Source organism: Rhizobium sp. N122 (genome assembly GCF_002211295.1).
Taxonomy (GTDB): Bacteria; Pseudomonadota; Alphaproteobacteria; order Rhizobiales; family Rhizobiaceae; genus Rhizobium.
This window is the reverse complement of the sequence record NZ_LOKU01000034.1, coordinates 201249-222980: the sequence shown is the minus strand read 5'-3', so window position 1 is coordinate 222980 and position 21732 is coordinate 201249. Positions and strand designations below refer to the sequence as shown.

The window sequence follows — 21732 nt, the reverse complement described above, 5'->3', positions numbered from 1 at the left end:
CCGGTATGGCGACACGAAGCGACGTTCCGAATTTTTTCGTCTATGGCGAGCCGAGCCGCTCGCTCGATGTGGGATTCCTGCATGTCGAAACGGTGATGGAGCGAAAAAACCTGCATTTCGGCCATGTTTCGCCGCACAAACATCCGCTGATGGGACAGATCACCTACTGGTTTCGGGGAAGCGGAACTTATCGGATCGAAGACCAAACTTGGAATTTTTCCGCTCCCGCCGTGAGTTTCGTGCCGAGCAACGTGGTGCATGGTTTCGATGTCGACGAACAGTCCGACGCGATCGTCGTATCGGTCTCGGACGACATGCTGAAGGCGATCGTGCCGCAGGTCGCGCTCAATCTCGACGTGCCGACCTTCCTGACCGGCCAGCCTGCGGATCCGGCATGGACCAAGCTCGCAACACTGCTCGACATGGTCGCCGAGGATTATCGCAATCGGCGTGCGGACGGCGAACAGGTGCTCTGCGGCCTGATTTCGGTCGTGCTGTCGCTGATGGGCCGCATCGGCGGCAACGTCGCCTTGCCGTCGACCTCGGCGACGGTCTCGCTCGGCCTGGCGCTACGCCGTCTCGTCGATCTTCACTACAGGAAGGATTGGCCGGTCGGGGCCTATGTCAACCTGCTTGCCACCACGCCGCATCTTCTCGACAAGGCCGCCCGCGAAGTCTTTGGATTGTCCGTCAAGGAATTGCTGTTGGAGCGGCGGACGCTGGAAGCCAAACGTCTGCTGATGTTCACCGTCCGCTCGGTGGAAGATATTGCCGGTGAGATCGGCTTCGAAGATCCCGCCTATTTCTCCCGCTTCTTTCGCAAACGCACCGGTGAGGCGCCGGCCGCCTGGCGCCGGCGGCATTTGCAGGCGGCATCGTGACGCGCGAGAAGACTGCGTCGGCTCTCGTCACCGAAGAAAGATCAAAGCCATCCCGACGACTACGAGAGCGGCGCCGGCCCAGGCGCCCCCGGCGGGGCGTTCGCCGGTTTTGAGCCACAGCAACGGCAGAATAATCGCGGGCGACGTGGCCGACAGCGTCGAAACGATACCGACCTTGCCGCCCGCGAGCGCAAAGAGCAGGAGTGTCATGCCCATGCCGAGGGCTATGATCCCGGTCAGGGCGGTCATTGCTGCGACCCTGAAGGTGAGCGGCCCCTTCGGCTTGACCGACTGGACAGGCAACTGGATCAGGATGCTCAGGCAAAGGGCCGCCATGCCGACGCGAAGCAGCGAAGCGACAAAAGGATCGATACCGCTCACCATGACCGGCCGGGCGATGATGGAACCGACCGCCTGGCCCGTCGCGGCGCCAAGCCCCAGCAGGACGCCGATCCACAACGGTCCCTTGATCGTCTCCCATTGATGGATCTGTGATCGGCTCTTGCCGAAAACGATGGCGAGAAAAACGCCTGCGGCCGTCAACGCGATCCCCGCCACCGCAGTCGACGACAGCGCTTCCCCGAGCACCAGCCAGCCGAGCAGCGAGGCAATCGGAGCATTGAGCGCGAACAGGATGCCGGCGCGACGCGGGCCAAGCCGGTTCAGGGTGGCAAAAAGCAGCGTATCGCCGATGAAGATGCCGATCAGTCCGGACAATAGCAGCGGACCGACGCTTGCCTCGTCGAGTTGACGCCAGGAACCGGTGACGATCACATAAAGGGCCAAAAGACCGGTGACGAAAACCTGGCGGACCCTGTTGAAGGCGGGCGCGCCGAGATGGCCGGATGGGCCTGCCGAGATCAGACCGGTGAAGGCCCAGCACGTTGCCGCTCCGAGCGCGGCAAGTTCATGAATTGGCATCTGACTTCGATCCTCAATGCATGTCGTCCGGAATGTGCGGCGGTTCCCGGGTAACGACATGCATAAAACAAAGGACCAAAGCGCGGCGCATGGATCAAGTTTGATACGACGCGCTTTGGAATCCGGGCGCGAAGCGTTTAAACGTGATTGAAGAGGAACTGTCGAGGGCTGTTCGATGCGACGCCACGGACGGCTTCTCAGCCACCGTCATCGACAGGACATCAAGCAACATTTGTCAGTGTCATTCTCTAGCTGACGGCATGGCCGGCCAGGCCATAAACCGCCGGCTCCCCATTATTCCTGTTCAGGAAACGCCGCCCCTTGGACATGGTCGTCACGGTTTCCGAGACGGCCAGCCGGCTTTGTTGAAGGAACTCGGCGAACAGGCCTTTTTCCCGCGTATCGACGCGCGCGAAGCGGCCAGCCAGATCCTTGAGATGCACCGCGGTCAGATGGATCGCGTCCTGATCATTGCTTGCCACGATCGGCCCGACGACATGGCCGCGCCCGAATTCGCGGCACATGGAATAGCCGACGATTTCGCCGCCCCGCCGGAGTGTGCAAATGGCGGCCCCTTCGGCAAGCAAAGCCAGCAATTTGCCGCGATCGGTGCCGAAAGCGCGTGTATCGAGGGCGTTGATCTCCTCGACATTGTCATTTGACAATTTGCCCAGCTGCCCGTTCAGCTCCGGCAGGAGAGGGAGCGCAGGCGTGACATCGCCCTGATACTGATAGACAATCGCTTCCTTGGTGAAGCCGAGCGACACATAAAGCCTGTAAGCCGCATGGGTCGAGTTCAGGCTCAGATGGCGGTCGCCGCACTGTTCGAACACCTGCTCCATGAGCCATCGGCCGGTCCCTTGCGCTTGCGTGCGGGGCGAGGTGATCACCAGACCGATCGTGGCGAAATCATCCCCATGCGGAAACCACATCGCGCTTCCGAAGACGCGTTCGATCCCATCGACGGCAACGATGCCGCGGCCCGCGCGCCGCAGGAGATCCCAGTCTTTGGGCCGGTGCGGCCAGCCGACACCGATCGACAGCGCGTGAAGCAGGCTGACATCGACACTGTTGATATCCTGCGCAATCAATTCGAACGATTTCAGCCGCACTGATTTTTGCATGTTCGGGTATCCGCTCCGTTCGCCAGATCACCAGCCCCACCGGAGGGAGACAGCGACCTTGATCCTGCGCCGATTGCAACCAAGTCACAATATCGCACGTCAAGGCCGGCAGGATTGGCTTGTTCGCCGCAACAATTCGAAATCTTCGGCTGAACCGAGGCCCCAGTCAGCAGGCAAAACTCCTGCCTTTGCTTAGGCTGGTTAGCATCTGGACTACTCCAAAGGCAACTTGGTCACCCATGAACGTCATCGATATTCTTGCGAGGCTGATCGCCTTCCCCTCCGTTGTCGGAACGCCGAACGGCGCGATTGCCAACTGGATCGGCGACTATTGCCGGAAGGCGGGGGCCGATGTCACAATCCATCCTGGCCCGGAAGGTGACCGATACAACCTTTTCGCGACTATCGGACCGCGAGAAGGCCGAGGCTACATTCTGTCCGGGCACATGGACGTCGTGCCGGCCGGCGAACCGGAATGGAGTTCCGATCCATTCGTGCTGCGCGCTGAAGGAGACAGGCTTTACGGGCGCGGCGCCACCGATATGAAAGGTTTTCTCGCCTGCGCCCTGGCCGCATTGCCGAAACTTGCCGCCATGAAGCTGCGGCGACCGATCCACCTTGCCTTCTCCTATGACGAGGAAGCCGGCAGCCGCGGCGTGCCGCATCTGATCGCGGCGCTGCCGAAACTGTGCAACGCCCCGCTGGGGGCGATCATCGGCGAACCGAGCCGGATGCAGGCGGTGCGGGGGCATAAGGGCAAGGCAGCCGTCCGGCTCGAGGTGATCGGGCGGTCGGGTCATTCCTCCCGCCCTGATCTCGGACTGAACGCCATTCATGCCATGGCCAATCTGATCACCGAGGTCGCGGAATACGGCAAATCCCTGACGAACGGCCCCTTCCACCATGATTTCGCGCCTCCCTACTCGTCATTGCAGGTCGGCGTCATTGCCGGCGGCCAGTCGGTCAACATCATTCCGGATCGCTGCACCGCCGATGTCGAGGTCCGCGCCGTACCGGGCCTCTCGCCGTCATCTCTGCTTGAGCCGGTGCGAGCCAGGCTCACCGCTCTCAAAGATCAGGGCTTCGAGGTCGGCTGGCGCGAGCTGAGCGCTTACCCCGGACTGGCACTCCCCGAAGGCAGCGAACTCGCCGCGCTGCTGACGGATTTGACGGGGCAGAAGCCGCTTGCCGCGGTCAGCTACGGCACGGAAGCCGGGCTGTATCAGCAGGCCGGCATCGATTCCATCATTTGCGGTCCCGGGGATATCGGCCGTGCGCACCGGCCCGACGAATATATCGAGGTCGGCGAACTCGCCGCATGCCAGACGATGATCGAGGAACTCGACACCCATCTTGCCAAAGGCTGAAAGAAGGCGATCCATGGCATTCCTCTTCAACTCCGATGCCGCACGCGGTGCGATTTTCCGGGAGATTTTTGCCCGTGCGCTTCCGGATCTGGAGTTCGCCGGGCAGGGCCAAACGGTGGATCCGGATAAGGTGCGCTATCTCTTGACCTGGACGGTCCCCGGCGACATCGCGCGTTACCGCAATTTGGAAGTTCTGTTTTGCATCGGCGCCGGCGTCGATCAGCTCAAACAGGACAGCGTGCCGGAGCATATAGCCGTCGTCCGCATGGTCGAGGACGGCATTATCCGGATGATGCAGGAATACGTCACTCTTGGCGTCCTGACGCTCCACCGGGAGATGCTCGCTTACCGGGAACTGCAGAAACAGTCTGCCTGGCAGACGCTGACCGTACCGCAGGCCGCTCGGCGCAGAATAGGCTTCCTCGGCCTCGGCATCCTGGCGCAGGCGTCGATCGAGCGCTTGCAGCCGTTCCAATTTCCGCTCGCCGGATGGAGCCGCAGCAAAAAGCAAATCGACGGCGTCACCTGCCATCATGGCACGGACGGACTCGCCGGCTTTCTGGCCGAGACGGACATTCTGGTCTGCCTGCTGCCGCTGACCGACGAGACGCGCGGCATTCTCAATGCCGAACTCTTCTCCCGGCTGCCCGCCGGCGCGAGGCTGTTGCATGTGGGCCGCGGGCCGCATCTCGACCAGGCGGCGCTGATCGAAGCGCTCGACAGCGGCCGTCTTGCCGCGGCCATGCTCGACGTCACCGATCCGGAGCCGCTGCCGGCAGACCATCCGCTCTGGCAACATCCAAAAGTGGCGATCACGCCGCACATCGCCTCGGTCACCCAGCCGGAAACGGCAGCGCATTCGGTCATTGAAAATATTCGGCGCCATCGCGCTGGAGAAAACCTGATCGGCCTGGTCGATCGGACACGCGGTTATTAACGAGGAAAATCACATGTCGCTTCTGCTGACCATCGACACCGATCCGAACTTTACGCCAAAGCATGCCGTGCCGGACGCAGACCGGCTGATTTCGGGCAGCCCGGCCTACAAGACCTGGGCTCAGGATGCCTCCAGAGGCGAGAAGGTGCTCACCGGCATTTGGGAGGCGACACCCGGCGAGCACCATTCCATCAAGGGCACGGTTTACGAGTTCTGCCACATCATTTCCGGCGTCGTCGAAATCGATGAAAAGGACGGCGAGACGAAGACTTATCGCGCCGGCGACAGTTTCGTGATGAAGCCCGGTTTTGTCGGCGTCTGGCGCACGATCGAAACCGTGCGCAAGATCTATGTCTGCGTTTACGACTAAGAGGCCGCCGATGGGCGCGCCCAAGAACGGCGCGCCTGTTAGCCTTCGGCAATGACAAAGATCTTCTTGAGATTGCCGTGAATTGAAAGGCGGTTGATCGTCCCGCGGTCGACGAAGATCGCGTCCCCCGGCCCGACCGATGTTTTCGTCCCGTCTGCATCGGTCACGTCGGCCTGCCCCTCCAGGATATACATCAATTCATGGACGGGATGTGGGCGCGATAGCCGGGTGTGCGGAGTCGTCGCCCAGACACCGGCCCGAAATCCGGCGGTTTCGTCGGAAAATGCCCGAAAGTGCCGGCACTGAGGCGTGTCCCCTACCAAGAACTGCGCCGGAGGCGGCGCGGAAGGGGCAAGCGCCACATCCCCGTCGATCGCCACGACGCCTTGCGTGCCCAATGTTGCCGCGGTCGCCGCACAAAAAATCCATTGCGTGCCTTCGTCCGCTTCCGCGAGGATGTCCTCGCCGCGGCCGATGACCACGCTGCCGCCGGAGGCGAGATCAAACGTCAAGCCGCCCGAATGCAGGACGAGACGCCCTGCCACCACGACCAGGCATTCCGCATGGGGAAAGCTGGCGATCGAGGCTTTTCCAGCCCAATGGACGGATCCGGCGAAAACCGCGCCGGAGGCGCTCCAGACGATATCGCGGCCGGCCCCGAATATGTCGTCGGCCCCTAAGGCGCTTCGCTTGCCTTCCGGGGCACCTCCGCTTTTCGCCTCGAAGAGGAGAATGGTTTTACCGGTCATCGCGTCACTCCCATTTTGGTCAGGTATTCATCGGTTTGGCCTTAGCGCTGATGGGCCGCGAGCCAACTTGGGCATGGGCCTAATCTTGGAAGAGCCGCGGGATCGAATTCTGCAGAGATCCTAATTCATGGCTTCAAGGGGCGCGCTGCGGAGTTGGCGCATAAACAGAATATCCTTTGGTTTGCCGCCCCCAACACAGGCAATTGTTGCGAAACAAAGCCGCCTGCGCCGCACCTCTCCAGCGCGAGCAGGCATATACTTCCTGCATCGGATCAGACGAGCTGAAGGGCATGCGCCAATGAAATTTGCCTCCTACTGGCATGATACCTCGATCCCCTTCGCCGGAGGCATCGCCGACCCCGTCTCGGGAGATTTCGAGGTTGCGGTGATCGGCGCCGGCTTCACCGGGCTCAACGCCGCGCGCACGCTGGCGCAATCCGGTGTGAAGGTCGCTCTGCTGGAAGCCGAGCATGTTGGCTATGGTGCGTCCGGACGCAATGGCGGGCACCTCAACAGCGGCCATTTCGCAAGCTTCGGCGCCGCCAAGCAGCATCTCGGGGAAGACCGGGCGCGCCGCTTGTGGCGGGCCTATGACGACTCGATCGACATGATCGAACGCATCATCGAGGAAGAAAAGATCGCGTGCGACTTCCGCAGGGGCGGCAAGCTCAAGCTTGCCTCGAAGGCCTCTCATGTCGGCAAGCTGCAGGCAATGTCCGAAGAAATCCGCCGCGAGGTCGACCCCTCAGCCGAATGGCTGACGCGCGAGGACCTCCGCAAGGAGGTGGTATCGGATGCCTTCCATGGTGGAGTCCTTTATCCGAAATCCGCCATGATGCACATGGGACGCTACGCCAATGGCGTGGCGCAGGCCGCCTGCCGCCATGGTGCGGCGATCTGGGAGCGCAACCCGGTCACCGCCCGCGAGCCCGTACCGAATGGATGGCGGCTGACCACGCCGACCGGCTCGCTCACCGCCCGCCAGGTCATCCTGGCGACCGATGCCTATACGCCAAGCGTCTTTAACTATTTCCGCCGAAGGCTGATGCCGATCGCTTCCTTCATCATTGCGACACGCCCGCTCACCCCGCAGGAGGTCGCGGCGACGGTTCCGGGCAACCGCAACTTCACCAACTCCCTCAACATCGCCAACTACTTCCGCCTGACGCCCGACAACCGCATGCTGTTCGGGGGGAGGGCGAGATTTTCGGCCGTCTCAAACCAGAAAACCGACGTCAGCTCCGGCCAGCTTCTGCGCCGGCAGATGGTCGGCATGTTTCCGCAGCTTGCAGACGTCGAGGTCGACTATTGCTGGGGCGGCCTGGTCGGCTGTACGCAAGACCGTTATCCCCGCGCCGGCAGCGCCGAGGGTGTGATTTACAGCATGGGCTATTCCGGCCACGGAGCCCAGTTGTCGACCTTCATGGGCGGCGCGCTGGCCAATATGGCGATGGGGCGCAAGAACGCCAATCCGCTCGACGGCTTCGCGTGGCCCGCCGTTCCGATGCATACCGGAAACCCATGGTTCCTGCCCATCGTCGGCACCTATTACCGCATGAAGGACCTGCTGCCCTGACCGATCCTGGCGCCGCCGCCCGCGGCTTCGACAGCCTCGCGCAGGACGACCGCCCCTGTTTTCCTGCCGATCCTCCGTGCCTCCTGCCGCATAAGGACTTTGCAATGATCACGCCTCTCGAACATCTGTCCCGCAACGGGCGTCTGCACAAGTTCTTCATCGACGGGCAATGGCTCGAACCCAGGGGCAGCGCCAAGGGCGCCGTGATCAATCCTGCCACTGAGGAGGCAGTGACCCATTTTGCGCTCGGAAACGGCGAGGATGTCGACGCTGCGGTTTCCGCCGCCCGGCGGGCCTTCGCCACCTGGAGCCGGACCACGCCGGAATACCGTGCGGCTCTGCTCGACCGCCTGCAGGCGCTGCTCAAAGCGCGCAGCGAACTGTTCGCGCAATGCCTGAGCCTCGAAATGGGCGCGGCGATCGGATATGCGCGCAGCGCGCAGGTGCCGCTGGCGATCGCCCATGTGCAGGTCGCCCGCGCTGTGCTGGAGGCCTTTCCCTTCGTCAAGCAGCGTGGCCACACCGCCGTCACCCACGAACCGATCGGCGTCTGCGCACTGATCACCCCGTGGAACTGGCCGCTCTACCAGATCACCGCCAAAGTCTCGCCGGCGCTTGCTGCGGGCTGCACGGTCGTGCTGAAGCCTAGCGAGCTTTCGCCTCTCGACGCGCTGCTGTTTGCAGAGACCATCGAGAAAGCCGGCTTTCCCAAAGGCGTCTTCAACCTCGTCAATGGTGACGGCCCGTGCGTCGGTTCCGCTCTCGCGTCCCATCCCGATGTCGACATGATTTCGATTACCGGCTCTACCCGTGCCGGTGTCGCGGTGGCCCAGGCAGCTGCGCCGACCGTCAAGCGCGTCGCACAGGAGCTCGGCGGCAAGTCGCCGAACGTGATCCTGCCGGACGCCGATCTCGATCGCGCCGTTTCCATGGGCATAGCGGCTGCCTTCCGCAATCTTGGCCAATCGTGCAGTGCGCCGACGCGCATGATCGTGCCGCGCGCGCTCCTGTCCGACAGCGAGTCCATCGCCAGGAGAGCCGCAGATGAGATCGTGGTCGGCGATCCCCTCTCAAACGCCAGCACGCATGGTGCGATCGCCAACCGCGCTCAGTTCGATCGGATCCAGACCATGATCGGCGTCGGGATTGCGGAAGGCGCGACGCTTGTCACCGGCGGCGAGGGTCGCCCGGCCGGGCTGAATGCCGGCTTCTACGTCAAACCGACAATTTTCTCGGACGTGCGCACGGATATGCGTATTGCCCAGGAGGAAATCTTCGGCCCGGTTCTCTGCCTCATTCCTTACGACACGGTGGACGAAGCCATCGCCATCGCCAATCATACCGCCTACGGCCTGGGTGCGCATGTGCAGGGCAAGAATATGGACGTCGTCAAGGACGTCGCGTCACAGATCCGCTGCGGTCAAGTGCATCTCAACTATCCGGCCTGGGATCCGCACGCCCCATTTGGCGGCTTCAAGCAATCTGGAAACGGTCGCGAATTCGGCATTGAGGGCATGCTGGAATACCTCGAGGTCAAATCCATTCTAGGCTATTTCTAGAGCATCGCATCGTTCTCTGTCGTGCAAGCCGCTGACATTCCTATCCGGCACCCTCTCGCCGACGGACGGCGGATTCATGGCTCGGCACCGCGCGTCGCCGATCTCCGGATAACAGCCGAAGATGACTGTCGCATCGCCCAAAACGTTATTTTCCACCGCGCCGGCAGCCACGGTCGATGCATGCTGCTTGTCCTGTTTCGCTAGGCTTGGCTCAGACTGATGGTCAGAGAGGAAACGATATGCTTGAGTTGAAAGACAAGGACCTTTTCCAGCAGGCCGGCCTGATCGACGGGGTCTGGTCGCGTGCAGCCTCGGGCAAGACGGTGGATGTCGTCGATCCCGCCACTCAGGTAAACCTCGGCACCGTTCCGGACATGGAAACTGCCGAGACCCGCGCGGCGATCGACGCAGCCCAGGCCGCCTTCACCCTATGGAAGAAGCGGACGCATGCCGAGCGTGCGGTTCTGCTCGAGCGCTGGCATGCGCTGATGATCGACAATCTCGAAGATCTCGCGCTGCTCATCACCCTTGAACAGGGCAAGCCACTGGATGAATCCCGCGCCGAGGTCCGTTACGGCGCCTCCTTCGTCAAGTGGTTTGCCGAAGAAGCCCGCCGCATCGGCGGCCACACCATTCCCTCGCCGACGCCGGATCGCCGCATCGTCGTGCTCAAGGAAGCGGTCGGCGTCTGCGCCATCGTGACACCCTGGAATTTCCCGATCGCGATGATCACCCGAAAGGTGGCGCCCGCCCTGGCGGCCGGCTGTACGGTTGTCGTCAAGCCTTCGGAATTCACTCCCTATTCGGCGCTCGCCATGGGTATCCTTGCCGAGCGCGCCGGCATTCCGGCGGGTGTGATCAACATCGTCACCGGCATGCCGACGGCGATCGGCAACGAGTTCATGGAAAACCCGACGGTGCGCAAGATCTCCTTCACCGGCTCGACCCGGATCGGCTCACTTCTGATGCGCGGCGCCGCCGACAGCGTCAAGCGGCTCTCCCTCGAACTCGGCGGCAATGCGCCGTTCATCGTCTTCGACGACGCCGATCTCGATCTCGCGGTCGAAGGCGCAATCGTCTCGAAGTTCCGCAACGGCGGCCAGACCTGCGTCTGCGCCAACCGCATCCTGGTGCAGGCCGGGGTCTATGATGCCTTCGCCGAAAAGCTCGGCGCCCGGGTCAACGCCATGAAGGTCGGCCCCGGAACGGAACCCGGCAATGTCATCGGCCCGATGATCAACACGGCGGCGATCGCGAAGATCACCCGCCATGTCGACGACGCTCTCGCCAAAGGCGCCAAGATCGCCGCACGGGGCAGCTCCGTGGCGGAGGGTTCGCAATACGCCGCGCCGATGGTGCTGACCGGAGCGACGACCGATATGCTGCTTGCCAGCGAAGAAACCTTCGGCCCGGTTGCTCCGCTCTTCCGCTTCGAGACGGAAGACGAGGCGATCGCAATCGCCAACGGCACGCCCTTCGGCCTGGCTGCCTATTTCTACACCGAAAACCTGAAGCGCTCCTGGCGCGTCGGCGAAGCCCTCGAATTCGGCATGATCGGGCTCAACACCGGCGCCATCTCCACCGAAGTCGCCCCCTTCGGCGGCGTCAAACAGTCCGGCCTCGGGCGCGAGGGCGCGCAGGTTGGCATCGAGGAATATCTCGAGATGAAGAGTTTTCACATTGGCGGGCTGAGCTGAGCCTGAGGCGATTACGAGAAACACACGGGCGTTGGCAATCCCTCGGCGTCGGTCGGCGAGCACGGCCAATAAAAAAGCGCGGGCGAAAACGCCCGCGCTTTTGCTCGTTCGGTTCAGAGACCGAAAACGCCCGGCAGGCCGGAAATGTCGGCGATCTCGACATAGCCATAGAACGGGTTGGCGGGTTCATGGCGGCGGTTGACCCACACCTTGTTCTTGATGCCGATATCGTTGGCCGACATATGGTCATAGCGGAACGACGAGGAGCAGTGCACGACATCGTCGGGGCCGCAGCCGAGCATGTCGAACATATATTCGAAGGCCTGCAGGCGCGGCTTGTAGGCCTGCGCCTGTTCGGCCGTGTAGACCGCATGGAACGGAGCGCCGAGCTTTTCGACATTCGACATGATCTGCGAATTCATGGCGTTCGACAGGATCACCAGCGGGATCTCCTTGGCGACCTTCGCGAGACCGGCCGGCACATCCGCATGCGGACCCCAGGTCGGCACGCGCTCATAGACCGTGCGTGCGTCTTCCTCCCTGAACTTGATGCCGTTGCGTTTGCAACTGCGCTCGATCGAATTGTGAACGACCTCGGCATAGGGCTTCCAGTCGCCCAGAACCTCATCGAGGCGGTAGGCGGCGAAGTTGCGGACGAACTCGGCCATGCGCGGCTCGTCGAGCTGATTGCCGTAAAGGTCGCGCGCCGCTTCCGCCATCTGGAAGTTGGTCAGCGTGCCGTAGCAGTCGAAGGTGACGTATTTCGGGCGCATGAGGGTCATGAACATATCCTTTGGAGGGTGGACCGGGGCATTTGCAGTCATGATAGACGCGGCCCGCCCCCCGGCTCGCCTGAATGTTGCGGCGATCAAAGCAGATTATTGCGTATCGAAAGCTGACTTTGGCAGATGTTGTGAAACGCCCCGCGCTCCGGCGGCGGCTGAACGGCGGGGAGGATGGCATATCGCCCTCTATGACACTTGTTGATTTGATCGGCTCGCCGCACTCACGCACCCGGCTTGCCGGCGTGCAGCGCATGTTGCTCGCGATCCGCCCGGTGACGTCCACATGCCAGCATAAGATGCGGCAGGCGACAAAGGGAAAACGATAAGATACTGCTCAGGGCGCAGCCTTCAGACGATTCGCCAAGCCGCACTCCTTCACACTTCCACTCAGGAGAATAAGGGAAGTGTCATGCAGACAAGCCAGATCGACTTTGCCGCTTTCGGCAGCGAACACCTGGGTGCCGCCCTCAACCTGTCGCGGCAGGCGGGCTGGCCCCATCGCCCTGAAGACTGGCAGATGGCGTTTGCATTGAGCGAGGGCGTCGTCGCCATCGAGGGTGATAGGGTGGTGGGCACCGTACTCGTCACCCCCTACAAACAGGACATAGCCACGATCAACATGGTCATCGTCGATGAAGCCATGCGCGGCCGCGGTCTTGGCCGCAGGCTGATGCATGCTGCCATGGAGCTTGCCGGCGATCGCCCGCTCCGGCTTGTTGCGACCGCCGATGGCCTTCCTCTCTACGAGAAACTCGGCTTCCGCCAGACCGGCCGGATTCTGCAGCATCAGGGCACTGCAGCACAACTCGCCCGGCCGATCGCCACATCTACCGCCACCATGGCCGATTTCACCGCGATCACCGAACTCGATCGACAGGCTTTCGGCGCCGATCGCGCCGATCTGCTCGAATATATCGCCAAGGCTAGCGAATTTGCCGTGCTCCGCCACAACGGGCGCATCACCGGTTTTGCGGCCCTTCGCACGTTCGGCCGCGGCGAGGTCATCGGCCCCGTCATTGCCGGCAACCTGGAGGACGCCAAGGCGCTCGTCACGCATTTCATCGCGCTGCGCACCGGCGCCTTCCTGAGGGTCGACACCACGGCTGCCGCCGGTCTGTCCGATTGGCTGGCCGAACAGGGCCTCGCCCATGTCGGCGGCGGCATCGCCATGATGAAGCCACCGATTCCAGGCGCCGGACCCGTCGCCACCATCTTCGCCCTCGCCAGCCAGGCGCTCGGCTGATCCGGAGAATATCATGTACAGCAATTCCCTTGTCGAACTCGACCGCGCCCATCTCGTGCACCCCGTCGCCTCCTACCGCAATCACGAAAAGCTCGGCGTGCGCGTGCTCGCTTCGGCCAAAGGCGCGACGGTGACCGATGCTTCGGGCAAGCAGTTGGTCGACGGCTTTGCCGGCCTGTGGTGCGTCAATGCCGGTTACGGCCATGACTCGATCGTCGAGGCGGCGGCGCGGCAGATGCGCGAACTGCCCTATGCGACGACCTATTTCGGCCTCGGCTCGGAACCGGCGATCCGGCTTGCCGCGGCATTGGCCGAACGCGCGCCGGGCGACCTCAACCATGTCTACTTCACTCTGGGCGGATCCGATGCCGTCGACAGCACGATCCGGTTCATCCGCTATTACTGGATCGCCCGCGGCCAGCCGCAGCGCGACCAGTTCATCTCCATCGAGCAAGGCTATCACGGCTCATCGACTGTCGGGGCGGGACTGACGGCGCTTCCGCTGTTCCACGCCGGCTTCGGCATTCCCTTCGACTGGCAGCATAAGATCCCCTCGCACTACGCCTACCGCAACCCGGTAGGTCAGGACCCGCAGGCGATCATCAACGCCTCGCTCGCGGCCCTGCGCCGCAAGGTCGAAGAAGTCGGCCCCGAGCGGGTCGCCGCCTTTTATGCCGAACCCATTCAGGGGTCGGGCGGCGTTCTGGTGCCGCCGAAGGGTTGGATGAAGGCGATGCGCGCGCTTTGCAGCGAGCTCGGCATCCTCTTTGTCGCCGACGAAGTGATTACCGCTTTCGGCCGCACCGGCCCGCTCTTCGCGTGCGAGGAGGACGAGATCGTTCCTGATTTCATCACCACCGCAAAGGGTCTGACGTCGGCCTATGTGCCGATGGGCGCGGTCTTCATGGCCGACCATGTCTACCAGGCCATCGCGGATGGCGCCGGCGGCGCAGCCGTCGGCCACGGTTATACTTATTCGGCCCATCCCGTCAGCGCCGCTGTCGGCCTCGAAGTGCTGAACCTCTATGAAACCAGCCTGCTGGAGAACGGCCGGAAGGCCGGCGCGCGGCTGATGCACGGGCTTGAAAGCCTTAAAGACCATCCGCTTGTCGGCGACGTGCGCGGCCGCGGCATGCTGGCCGCCATCGAGCTGGTGGTCGACAAGGAAAAAAAGACGCCGCTGCCGGCAGCCGCCGATCCGGCGCGCCGGGTCTTCGACCGCGCCTGGGAAAACGGTCTGGTCATCCGCGCCTTCGCCAACGGCGTGCTCGGCTACGCGCCGCCGCTCTGCTGCACCGACGCCGACATAGACGCGATCATTGAGCGCACGCGCAAAACGCTGGATGACACCCTGGCCGACTCCGATGTACGCGCGGCTCTGAAGGGCTGAGCGTGGCCGGGCCGACGATCGAACGAGAGCAATTCCCGGCAAAGCACGAAGCGCTTTTACCGGGAATTGCGTAAGAACAAGAGCTTAGAACGGTTCTGCGCTTTTCGTGAAAAGTTGAACCGCTCTAAAGCGGAAACAGGCTCGTCAATGGCATGTGCGATTTGACGATGGGCGATTTCAGGACGACGAAGCTGAAATACTTGTCGATGCCGATCTCCATGTCGGAGAGCCGCTCCATGATTGTCTGGTATTCGCCGATCCCGGCCGTCACGAATTTCAAAAGATAATCGTAACCGCCGGAGACGAGATGGCATTCGATCACCTGGTCGATCTTCTCGACCGTCGTCAAAAACCGGGCAAAATCGATCTGCCGGTGGTTCTTCAGGGTGATCTCCGTGAACACGGTCAGCGTCTGGCCGAGTTTGGCGACATTGATCTGTGCGGAGTAACCCTCGATATAGCCTTCCGACTGCAGCTTCTTCACCCGCATCAGGCAGGGGCTCGGCGACAGGTTGACGAGCTCGGCGAGCTCGACATTGGTGACGCGGCCATTCTTCTGCAACTCATGCAGAATTTTTATATCGATCCGGTCGAGTTTCATCGCTCCACTCCGCCTGTCGAACCTGCCAACGCCGCAGCATATTCTGCCGCTACCTTCCCAACACTATCACATCGAAGGTGCGAGTCGATCGCGTTTCGCGGGGTTTTTGAGGGAGGAACGGCATGCGACTCGTCCTCCAACAGCATTTTATGCCGTCCGCCGGCGACTAGACATTGGAGGAATGGATCGCGTCGCAGACCGCCTCCGTGACCTCTTTGGTCGTGGCGGTGCCGCCGACGTCGGGCGTGAGGATGCCCGCGCCGGTGACCGATTCGACGGCGCGCATGAGACGAGCCGAGGCCTCCTGCTCGCCGAGATGGTCGAGCATCTGCGCGGCGGTCCAGAAGGTCGCGACAGGGTTGGCGATACCCTTGCCGGCGATGTCGAAGGCCGAGCCATGGATAGGTTCGAACATCGAGGGAAAACGGCGCTGCGGATCGATATTCGCCGTGGGCGCAACCCCGATGCTGCCGGCGAGCGCGCCGGCAAGGTCGGAGAGGATATCGGCATGCAGGTTGGTCGCGACGATCGTGTCGAGACTCTCAGGTTTCAGCGTCATCCGCACTGTCATGGCGTCGACCAGCATCTTGTCCCAGGTAACGTTGGGGAACTCTGTCGCCACCTCGGCGGCGATCTCGTCCCACATGACCATGCCGTGGCGCTGGGCATTCGATTTGGTCACGACCGTCAGCAATTTGCGCGGCCGCGCCTGCGCCAGTTCGAAGGCGTAGCGCATGATGCGGGTGACGCCGACGCGTGTGAAGATCGCAACCTCGGTCCCGACTTCCTCGGGTAGGCCGCGATGGGCGCGGCCGCCATGGCCGGAATATTCGCCTTCGGAATTCTCGCGGACGATCACCCAGTCGAGATCGCCGACGCCGCAGTTGCGCAGCGGAGGGGTGATGCCTGGAAGAATCTTGGTCGGCCGGACATTGGCATATTGGTCGAAGCCCTGGCAGATCGGCAGCCTGAGCCCCCAAAGGGTGATGTGGTCGGGAACATCCGGCGCGCCGACGGCGCCGAAATAAATCGCGTCGAATTTCTTCAGCCGCTCGAGCCCGTCGGACGGCATCATCACGCCGTGCCTTTTGTAGTAGTCGGAGCCCCAGTCGAAGTGTTCGATGGCGAACCTAACGTCGCCGAGACGTTTTTCCAGGCTTGCGAGCACCGTTCGCCCGGCAGCAATGACCTCGGGTCCGATCCCGTCCGCAGGGATAGCCGCGATAGAATATTCACGCATTGATTTGCTCCGCTAACGTCTTCCCGGCCCTGCCTGACGAGGCCTACGCTGAAGCCTAATGCCACGTTCTCGGTTTACTCAATGGCGAAATAATTATATAAAATATGAATATAATAGGAGGCTTGCCTGTGGAGCTGGAGCAGTTGAGATGCTTCGTCACCGTTGCCGAGGAGCTTCACTTCGGAAGGGCGGCACAAAGGATCGGGCTGCTTCCGGCATCGCTCGGGCGCCATGTGCGCTTGCTGGAAGCCTCGCTCGGAAGTCAACTGCTGAGCCGCACGACCCGGAGCGTCTCGTTGACCGAGGATGGCGTAGCGCTTCTGGAAGAGGTCAGGCCGCTTCTTGCCCGGCTCGATGAACTCGGTCAAAAATTTCGCGCCAAGCAGCAGCGGCGCAGTCGCGTCCTTCGGATCGGCGCGATCGACAGCGCCGCCGCCGGCCTCCTTCCGGCACTGATCCACGACTTTCGAGCAATCGCGCCCGATGTCAAAACTCAGCTGACGGAGGACAAATCCATTCGGCTCGTGCCCAAACTGCTGGCCGGAGGGTTGGATCTGGCTTTCATCAGGCCGCGTCCGGGAATGAGCCGTCACCTGGCGGTCGAGGACCTGTTTTCCGAGACGACCGTCGTGGCAGTCCCGGCCTCTCATGAACTCGCCAACCATAGGAGCGTCTCTGTCCTTGATCTGGCGAACGCGCCGCTGATCGTCCCGGACAGGCGATCCAGGCCGCACAGCTATGATTTGACGATGAACCTGTTTGCCGCAGCCGGCCTGCACCCTGATATCACCCAGGTCGCCGATGAAAAACAAACCATCGTCAGCATGGTCGCCGCCGGTCTCGGCCTCGCCGTCGTCCCGCGATGGACATCCTCGCTTGCTTCAGCCGGCGTCCACTTTCTGCCGGTCCAGGAGGGGGCAGGGCAGACGACGCCGAAACTGCCGCTGGCTGTGGCCTGGATGAAAGCCGTCCGCGATCCGGAGCGAGATGCGCTGCTTGATCTCCTGAGGCGGAATCTCGAGAGATATTCGGCACCGGCCTGAGCGTCGGTTTCTCGATCGCGCCGGCGAATGCCGTTGAAAGCACGCCGGCATTGGGCATTTCACGCCGATGATCTCTGCACAAGACGCCCGGGCAGAATAATTGTTTCGGCTTCGCACTTGCCCGTGATCATTGCCACTATGGTGTCGATCATCTCATCGGCAGGCTGTTGGTAAGAAGTCAGGTGATAGGCGGGAGCGGCGCCGAGCTCGATATTGTCGAAGCCGACGATCGCCAGATCATCTGGCACGCGAAGCCCGAATTCGCTGCGGGCTACATCCATCGCTCCGAGCGCCAGAATGTCGTTCTCGCACATCAGCACATCGATGCGCGGGGAGGGGGAGGTCGCACTCAGATAGGTGCGCGCCACCTCGGCACCAGCCTCGGCGCTGTAGCGCTCTGCAGTCATCTCGACGACGCCATCGACGCCCTTCCGCTGCCAGAATTGCATATAGTGATGTCGTCGGCCGAGCGCAGTCGACAGGGTCTTTCCTCCCGTCATGAAGCCCGGACGACGATACCCTTTCTCGAACAGGTAATTTACAATTTCGCCCAGAGCCAGTTCGGCATTGCAGGCGACGGCGGGAACCCCGGGGATTTGGCTATCGCGCGCAAGGACAAACATTGGCGGGAAACCGGGGCCAAGCCGTGGGCCCTCCAGCGTTTCCTCACGAAAGGCGGTTCCGAACAGAATGACGGCGTCGAACTGCCGCTGATCGGCATTGATCAACGCATGGATGTGATCGAAATGGCGATTGATATTGATCAGTACGGTCAGGAGACCCTCCGCCTGCAGCCGCTCGGTCAGCATCTCCAGAACGGGGAGCTTATGTGGGTTGGCGAAGTCGTCGACGAAGACGGCGACCTGATGTGTCGTGTTCGTCGCAAGGCTGCGAGCCAGCAGGTTGGGTGAGTAATTCAGAGCCTCTGCCGCCTGAAGCACCTTCTGTCGGCTGGCATCTGTAATGGAGGCACCTGGAGTGAAGGCGCGGATGACCGTCCATTTCGATACGCCGGCGGCTTCCGCCACCTCTTTTGCTGTTGCCCGCTTGCGCATCCGCCGCCTCCTCGATTGGAATGAATATTCCACAAAAAAAATAAAAATGGAATGGATGCTTGATTTTTGTCGAGGATAAAGTAATTTTGCCGAGTTTGCTACCGGGTGCAAAAGGAGTTGCAACCGGTAGCATTGGGAAGATCCACCCGGTGGATCGTTTTGGGAGGGTAAAATGAAATTGGGTCTGAAATCACTTTTCGCAGGCGCCGCCTTTGCGGCCGCGATCATCGCGTCTTCAACACTTGCCAATGCCGCCGATATTCGCATCGTTGCCGTCACTCACGGTCAAGCCAACGATCCGTTCTGGTCCGTCGTCAAGAACGGCGTGGGCGCAGCGGCCAAGGACATGGGTGCCAGCGTTGATTATCGCGCTCCGGAAACGTTCGACATGGTGTCGATGGCGCAGCTTATCGATGCTGCCGTCAATCAGAAACCCGATGGGCTGATCGTCTCCATTCCGGACGCCTCGGCGCTCGGTCCTTCCATCAAGAAGGCCGTCGCCGCGGGGATCCCGGTCATCTCGATCAATTCCGGCTCCGATGTTTCGAAAGAGCTGGGCGCGCTTCTGCATGTCGGCCAGGATGAATATACCGCCGGCAAAGCCGCCGGCGCGAAGCTGCAGGAGCTGGGCGGCAAGGAAGGCCTGTGCGTCAACCAGGAAGTCGGCAATGTTTCGCTCGATCTGCGTTGCAAGGGCTTTGCCGATGGTTTCGGCGGCAAGGTCACGGTACTTCCTGTCAGCAACGATCCGGCCGATGTTCGGGCGAAGGTCAAGGCAGCGCTGAGTTCCAACTCGGCCGTCGATACCGTTATGGCGCTCGGCGCCAGCACAGCCGGTGAGCCGGCGTTGGCGGCCGTCGAAGATGTCGGCATGACCGGCAAGATCAAGGTGGCAACCTTCGACCTTTCGGCTGATTTTCTGAAGGCGGTGGCAGACGGCAAGGCCGCTTTCGCGATCGATCAGCAGCAATTCCTTCAGGGCTATTTGCCTGTGGTGTTTCTGGCCAATTACGCCAAATACGGGCTCATCCCAGGCGGCAACGTCCCCTCCGGTCCGAACCTGATCACCAAAGAAAAGGCCGCTCAGGTGGTAGATCTTTCCGCCAAGGGAATCCGCTGACCGAGATTGCCGAAAGGCATCCTCCCGAAGTTCCTCCCCGTTATCGGGGAGGAACTTCGGTTCGATGGAACGCGCTGCAAGGCAGCGCAGATGAAGCGCTAAAATTACATTTACAGGGAGGAATCATGGCTTCGCTTGAGCAGAAAGCGGCGGTCGCGCCGAAAGCCGATGAACGCATCAAGCAGGTGGGCTTTCTGACGCAACTGATGCGTCGGCCCGAGCTTGGAGCTGTGGCCGGCCTGGTGCTCGTCATCGTATTTTTCTTTCTCACCGCAGACCCCACGATGTTTTCGCTTTCGGGCGTGATGACGATCATGGCGCCGGCCTCCCAATTGGGGATTCTCGCTATCGCGGCCGCGCTCCTGATGATCGGCGGCGAGTTCGATCTCTCGATCGGGTCTATGGTCGCCTTCGCAGGACTGATCTTTGGTGTCATCCTGACGAACTTCGGGCAGCCATTGTCGGTCGCCATCGTGATGACGATGCTTTTCGCCGCCTTCATGGGCGCGATCAACGGACAGATCGTGATCCATACGCGTCTGCCATCCTTTATCGTGACGCTGGCCTTCCTCTTTATTCTCCGTGGCCTGACGCTTGTCGGCCTGAAATGGGCGACCGGTGGCTCGACACAGCTCCGCGGCATCAGCGACCACCTCAAAGACAGCCCGCTGCTTGGAATTTTCTCCGGCGAGGCACTGAAGGGCGCCTTCCTATGGCTTGCGGATCATGATCTGATCGACAAGTTCCCCAATGGCGTACCGAAGGTAACGGGCGTTCCGGTTTCCGTCTTGTGGTTCGTAGCCCTTGCCCTGCTTGCGACCTGGATCTTACTGCGTACGCGCACCGGCAACTGGATCTTTGCCGCCGGCGGCGATCCCAATGCGGCGAGGAACTCGGGCGTCCCGGTCCACAGGGTCAAAACCGGCCTCTTTGCGCTGACGGCATGTGCGGCGGCACTCGTCGCGATCATCACCGTACTCGATGCTGGTTCCACCGATGCCAGGCGCGGGTTCCAGAAGGAATTCGAAGCCATCATCGCGGCCGTTATCGGCGGGTGTCTGCTCACCGGCGGCTACGGCTCGGCGATCGGCGCCTTCTTCGGTGCGATCATCTTCGGCTCGGTTTCGATCGGCCTGACCTATACCAAGTTCGACTCCGACTGGTTTCAGGTCTTCCTGGGCTCAATGCTGCTGTTGGCAGTGCTCTTCAACAATTTCATTCGCCGCAAGGTTACCGGGGAGCGCTGATCATGGTTGATTTCAACATTCGAACTCCGGTCATCGAAGTAACCGATATCGTCAAGCACTACGGTTCGGTGATCGCATTGAACGGCGTTTCCATGCAAGTCTCAGCCGGGGAGGTGCTTTGCCTTCTGGGAGATAACGGCGCGGGCAAATCCACGCTGATCAAGACGCTATCCGGCGTTGTCCGCCCGAGCGGTGGCGAGTTCCGGGTGGAGGGAAAGCCGGTCGATTTCAGGAGCCCCCGGGACGCCCTCGATGCGGGGATTGCGACCGTCTATCAGGATCTGGCGATGATTCCCCTGATGTCGATCACCCGCAATTTCTTCATGGGGCGGGAACCTCGCAGAGGTGTCTTCCCATTCCGCCACATCGACTTCGATCACTGCAATGATGTCACGCGCGAGGAAATGCGCAAGATCGGCATCGATATCCGTGATCCCAACCAGGCCGTCGGCACGCTTTCCGGCGGTGAACGCCAGTGCGTAGCCATCGCACGAGCAGTCTATTTCGGTGCCAAGATCCTGATCCTGGACGAACCGACCTCGGCACTCGGTGTGGCGCAGACCTCCATGGTGTTGAAATACATCCATCAGGTCCGGCAGAAAGGATTGGGCGTAATCTTTATTACCCACAATGTCCGCCACGCCTATGCGGTGGCCGACCGTTTCACCATCCTCAACCGCGGTCAAACGCTTGGCACCTACGCAAAGGCGAACATCGCGATGGACGAACTCCAGAACCTGATGGCCGGTGGCAAGGAGTTGCAGCAGTTGTCCGAAGAACTCGGCGGTACGATCTAGCCTGCGATCACACCACAGGCGGTGCTCGAC

The 21732-nt window shown here is 61.7% G+C and carries 20 protein-coding genes; 13 read left to right on the top strand and 7 right to left on the bottom strand.

Features of this window, described 5'->3' with window-relative positions; all coding sequences use genetic code 11:
* Positions 1-5: 5 nt before the first annotated feature.
* Positions 6-881, top strand: coding sequence for a helix-turn-helix domain-containing protein (locus ATY75_RS22680; RefSeq protein ID WP_088939300.1), 876 nt, complete (start codon positions 6-8; stop codon positions 879-881).
* A 27-nt stretch (positions 882-908) separates the two neighbouring features.
* On the opposite strand, the gene ATY75_RS22675 is transcribed toward ATY75_RS22680, so the two are convergent.
* Positions 909-1802: a DMT family transporter gene (locus ATY75_RS22675; RefSeq protein WP_088939299.1), complete on the bottom strand. Its 894-nt coding sequence runs from the start codon at positions 1800-1802 to the stop codon at positions 909-911.
* Positions 1803-2050: 248 nt separating this feature from the next.
* A complete protein-coding gene (locus ATY75_RS22670; RefSeq protein WP_088939298.1) occupies positions 2051-2926 on the bottom strand; it encodes a GNAT family N-acetyltransferase in 876 nt (291 codons plus the stop codon).
* Positions 2927-3165: 239 nt separating this feature from the next.
* On the opposite strand from ATY75_RS22670, the gene argE reads away from it, so the two are divergent.
* Genes argE through ATY75_RS22655 form a run of 3 tightly spaced genes read left to right on the top strand, consistent with a single transcriptional unit; the run spans position 3166 to position 5600 of the window.
* On the top strand, positions 3166-4293 hold the full coding sequence (argE, locus tag ATY75_RS22665) for an acetylornithine deacetylase (protein WP_088939297.1): 1128 nt from the start codon (positions 3166-3168) through the stop codon (positions 4291-4293).
* Positions 4294-4306: 13 nt separating this feature from the next.
* Positions 4307-5230: a glyoxylate/hydroxypyruvate reductase A gene (locus tag ATY75_RS22660; protein ID WP_088939296.1), complete on the top strand. Its 924-nt coding sequence runs from the start codon at positions 4307-4309 to the stop codon at positions 5228-5230.
* Between the two features lie 13 nt (positions 5231-5243).
* Positions 5244-5600: a cupin domain-containing protein gene (locus ATY75_RS22655; RefSeq protein ID WP_088939295.1), complete on the top strand. Its 357-nt coding sequence runs from the start codon at positions 5244-5246 to the stop codon at positions 5598-5600.
* Positions 5601-5638: 38 nt separating this feature from the next.
* Here the strand turns inward: ATY75_RS22655 and ATY75_RS22650 are convergent, their stop codons facing one another.
* Entirely contained in the window at positions 5639-6349 is a 711-nt protein-coding gene (locus tag ATY75_RS22650; protein ID WP_088939294.1) for a cupin domain-containing protein, read from the bottom strand.
* Between the two features lie 298 nt (positions 6350-6647).
* On the opposite strand from ATY75_RS22650, the gene ATY75_RS22645 reads away from it, so the two are divergent.
* The 3 genes from ATY75_RS22645 (at position 6648) to ATY75_RS22635 (ending at position 11181) form a co-directional block, all read left to right on the top strand.
* On the top strand, positions 6648-7925 hold the full coding sequence (locus tag ATY75_RS22645; RefSeq protein WP_088939293.1) for an FAD-binding oxidoreductase: 1278 nt from the start codon (positions 6648-6650) through the stop codon (positions 7923-7925).
* A 104-nt stretch (positions 7926-8029) separates the two neighbouring features.
* Positions 8030-9484 carry an aldehyde dehydrogenase family protein gene (locus ATY75_RS22640; RefSeq protein ID WP_088939292.1) on the top strand — a complete coding sequence of 485 codons (1455 nt, stop codon included), beginning with the start codon at positions 8030-8032 and terminating at the stop codon, positions 9482-9484.
* A gap of 239 nt (positions 9485-9723) precedes the next feature.
* Complete coding sequence (locus ATY75_RS22635; RefSeq protein WP_088939291.1) at positions 9724-11181, top strand: NAD-dependent succinate-semialdehyde dehydrogenase; 1458 nt, start codon at positions 9724-9726, stop codon at positions 11179-11181.
* Between the two features lie 113 nt (positions 11182-11294).
* Here ATY75_RS22635 and ATY75_RS22630 read toward each other — a convergent pair whose 3' ends face one another.
* A complete protein-coding gene (locus ATY75_RS22630; protein WP_088939370.1) occupies positions 11295-11963 on the bottom strand; it encodes a haloacid dehalogenase type II in 669 nt (222 codons plus the stop codon).
* 412 nt (positions 11964-12375) lie between these two features.
* On the opposite strand from ATY75_RS22630, the gene ATY75_RS22625 reads away from it, so the two are divergent.
* Positions 12376-13209 carry a GNAT family N-acetyltransferase gene (locus ATY75_RS22625; RefSeq protein ID WP_088939290.1) on the top strand — a complete coding sequence of 278 codons (834 nt, stop codon included), beginning with the start codon at positions 12376-12378 and terminating at the stop codon, positions 13207-13209.
* 13 nt (positions 13210-13222) lie between these two features.
* Complete coding sequence (locus tag ATY75_RS22620) at positions 13223-14599, top strand: aspartate aminotransferase family protein (RefSeq protein ID WP_064841583.1); 1377 nt, start codon at positions 13223-13225, stop codon at positions 14597-14599.
* Positions 14600-14723: 124 nt separating this feature from the next.
* Here ATY75_RS22620 and ATY75_RS22615 read toward each other — a convergent pair whose 3' ends face one another.
* Together ATY75_RS22615 and ATY75_RS22610 are read right to left on the bottom strand one after the other, a co-directional pair.
* Positions 14724-15200 (bottom strand): Lrp/AsnC family transcriptional regulator, encoded by a 477-nt coding sequence (locus ATY75_RS22615; protein ID WP_003577877.1) that lies wholly within the window; start codon positions 15198-15200, stop codon positions 14724-14726.
* Positions 15201-15366: 166 nt separating this feature from the next.
* Positions 15367-16440 (bottom strand): tartrate dehydrogenase, encoded by a 1074-nt coding sequence (locus ATY75_RS22610; RefSeq protein WP_088939289.1) that lies wholly within the window; start codon positions 16438-16440, stop codon positions 15367-15369.
* Positions 16441-16568: 128 nt separating this feature from the next.
* Here ATY75_RS22610 and ATY75_RS22605 point away from each other — a divergent pair, with 128 nt between their 5' ends.
* Positions 16569-17483 (top strand): LysR family transcriptional regulator, encoded by a 915-nt coding sequence (locus tag ATY75_RS22605; protein WP_088939288.1) that lies wholly within the window; start codon positions 16569-16571, stop codon positions 17481-17483.
* Between the two features lie 59 nt (positions 17484-17542).
* On the opposite strand, the gene ATY75_RS22600 is transcribed toward ATY75_RS22605, so the two are convergent.
* Complete coding sequence (locus ATY75_RS22600) at positions 17543-18538, bottom strand: LacI family DNA-binding transcriptional regulator (RefSeq protein WP_088939287.1); 996 nt, start codon at positions 18536-18538, stop codon at positions 17543-17545.
* 172 nt (positions 18539-18710) lie between these two features.
* Between ATY75_RS22600 and ATY75_RS22595 the strand changes: the two genes are divergently transcribed.
* The 3 genes from ATY75_RS22595 to ATY75_RS22585 all read left to right on the top strand — a co-directional run bounded on the left by ATY75_RS22595 (position 18711) and on the right by ATY75_RS22585 (position 21702).
* The gene (locus tag ATY75_RS22595) at positions 18711-19658 is read left to right on the top strand and encodes a sugar ABC transporter substrate-binding protein (protein WP_088939286.1); all 948 of its coding nucleotides are present in this window, start codon (positions 18711-18713) and stop codon (positions 19656-19658) included.
* Positions 19659-19783: 125 nt separating this feature from the next.
* On the top strand, positions 19784-20905 hold the full coding sequence (locus ATY75_RS22590) for an ABC transporter permease (RefSeq protein ID WP_088939285.1): 1122 nt from the start codon (positions 19784-19786) through the stop codon (positions 20903-20905).
* Positions 20906-20907: 2 nt separating this feature from the next.
* Entirely contained in the window at positions 20908-21702 is a 795-nt protein-coding gene (locus ATY75_RS22585; RefSeq protein WP_064841577.1) for an ATP-binding cassette domain-containing protein, read from the top strand.
* Positions 21703-21732: the final 30 nt, after the last annotated feature.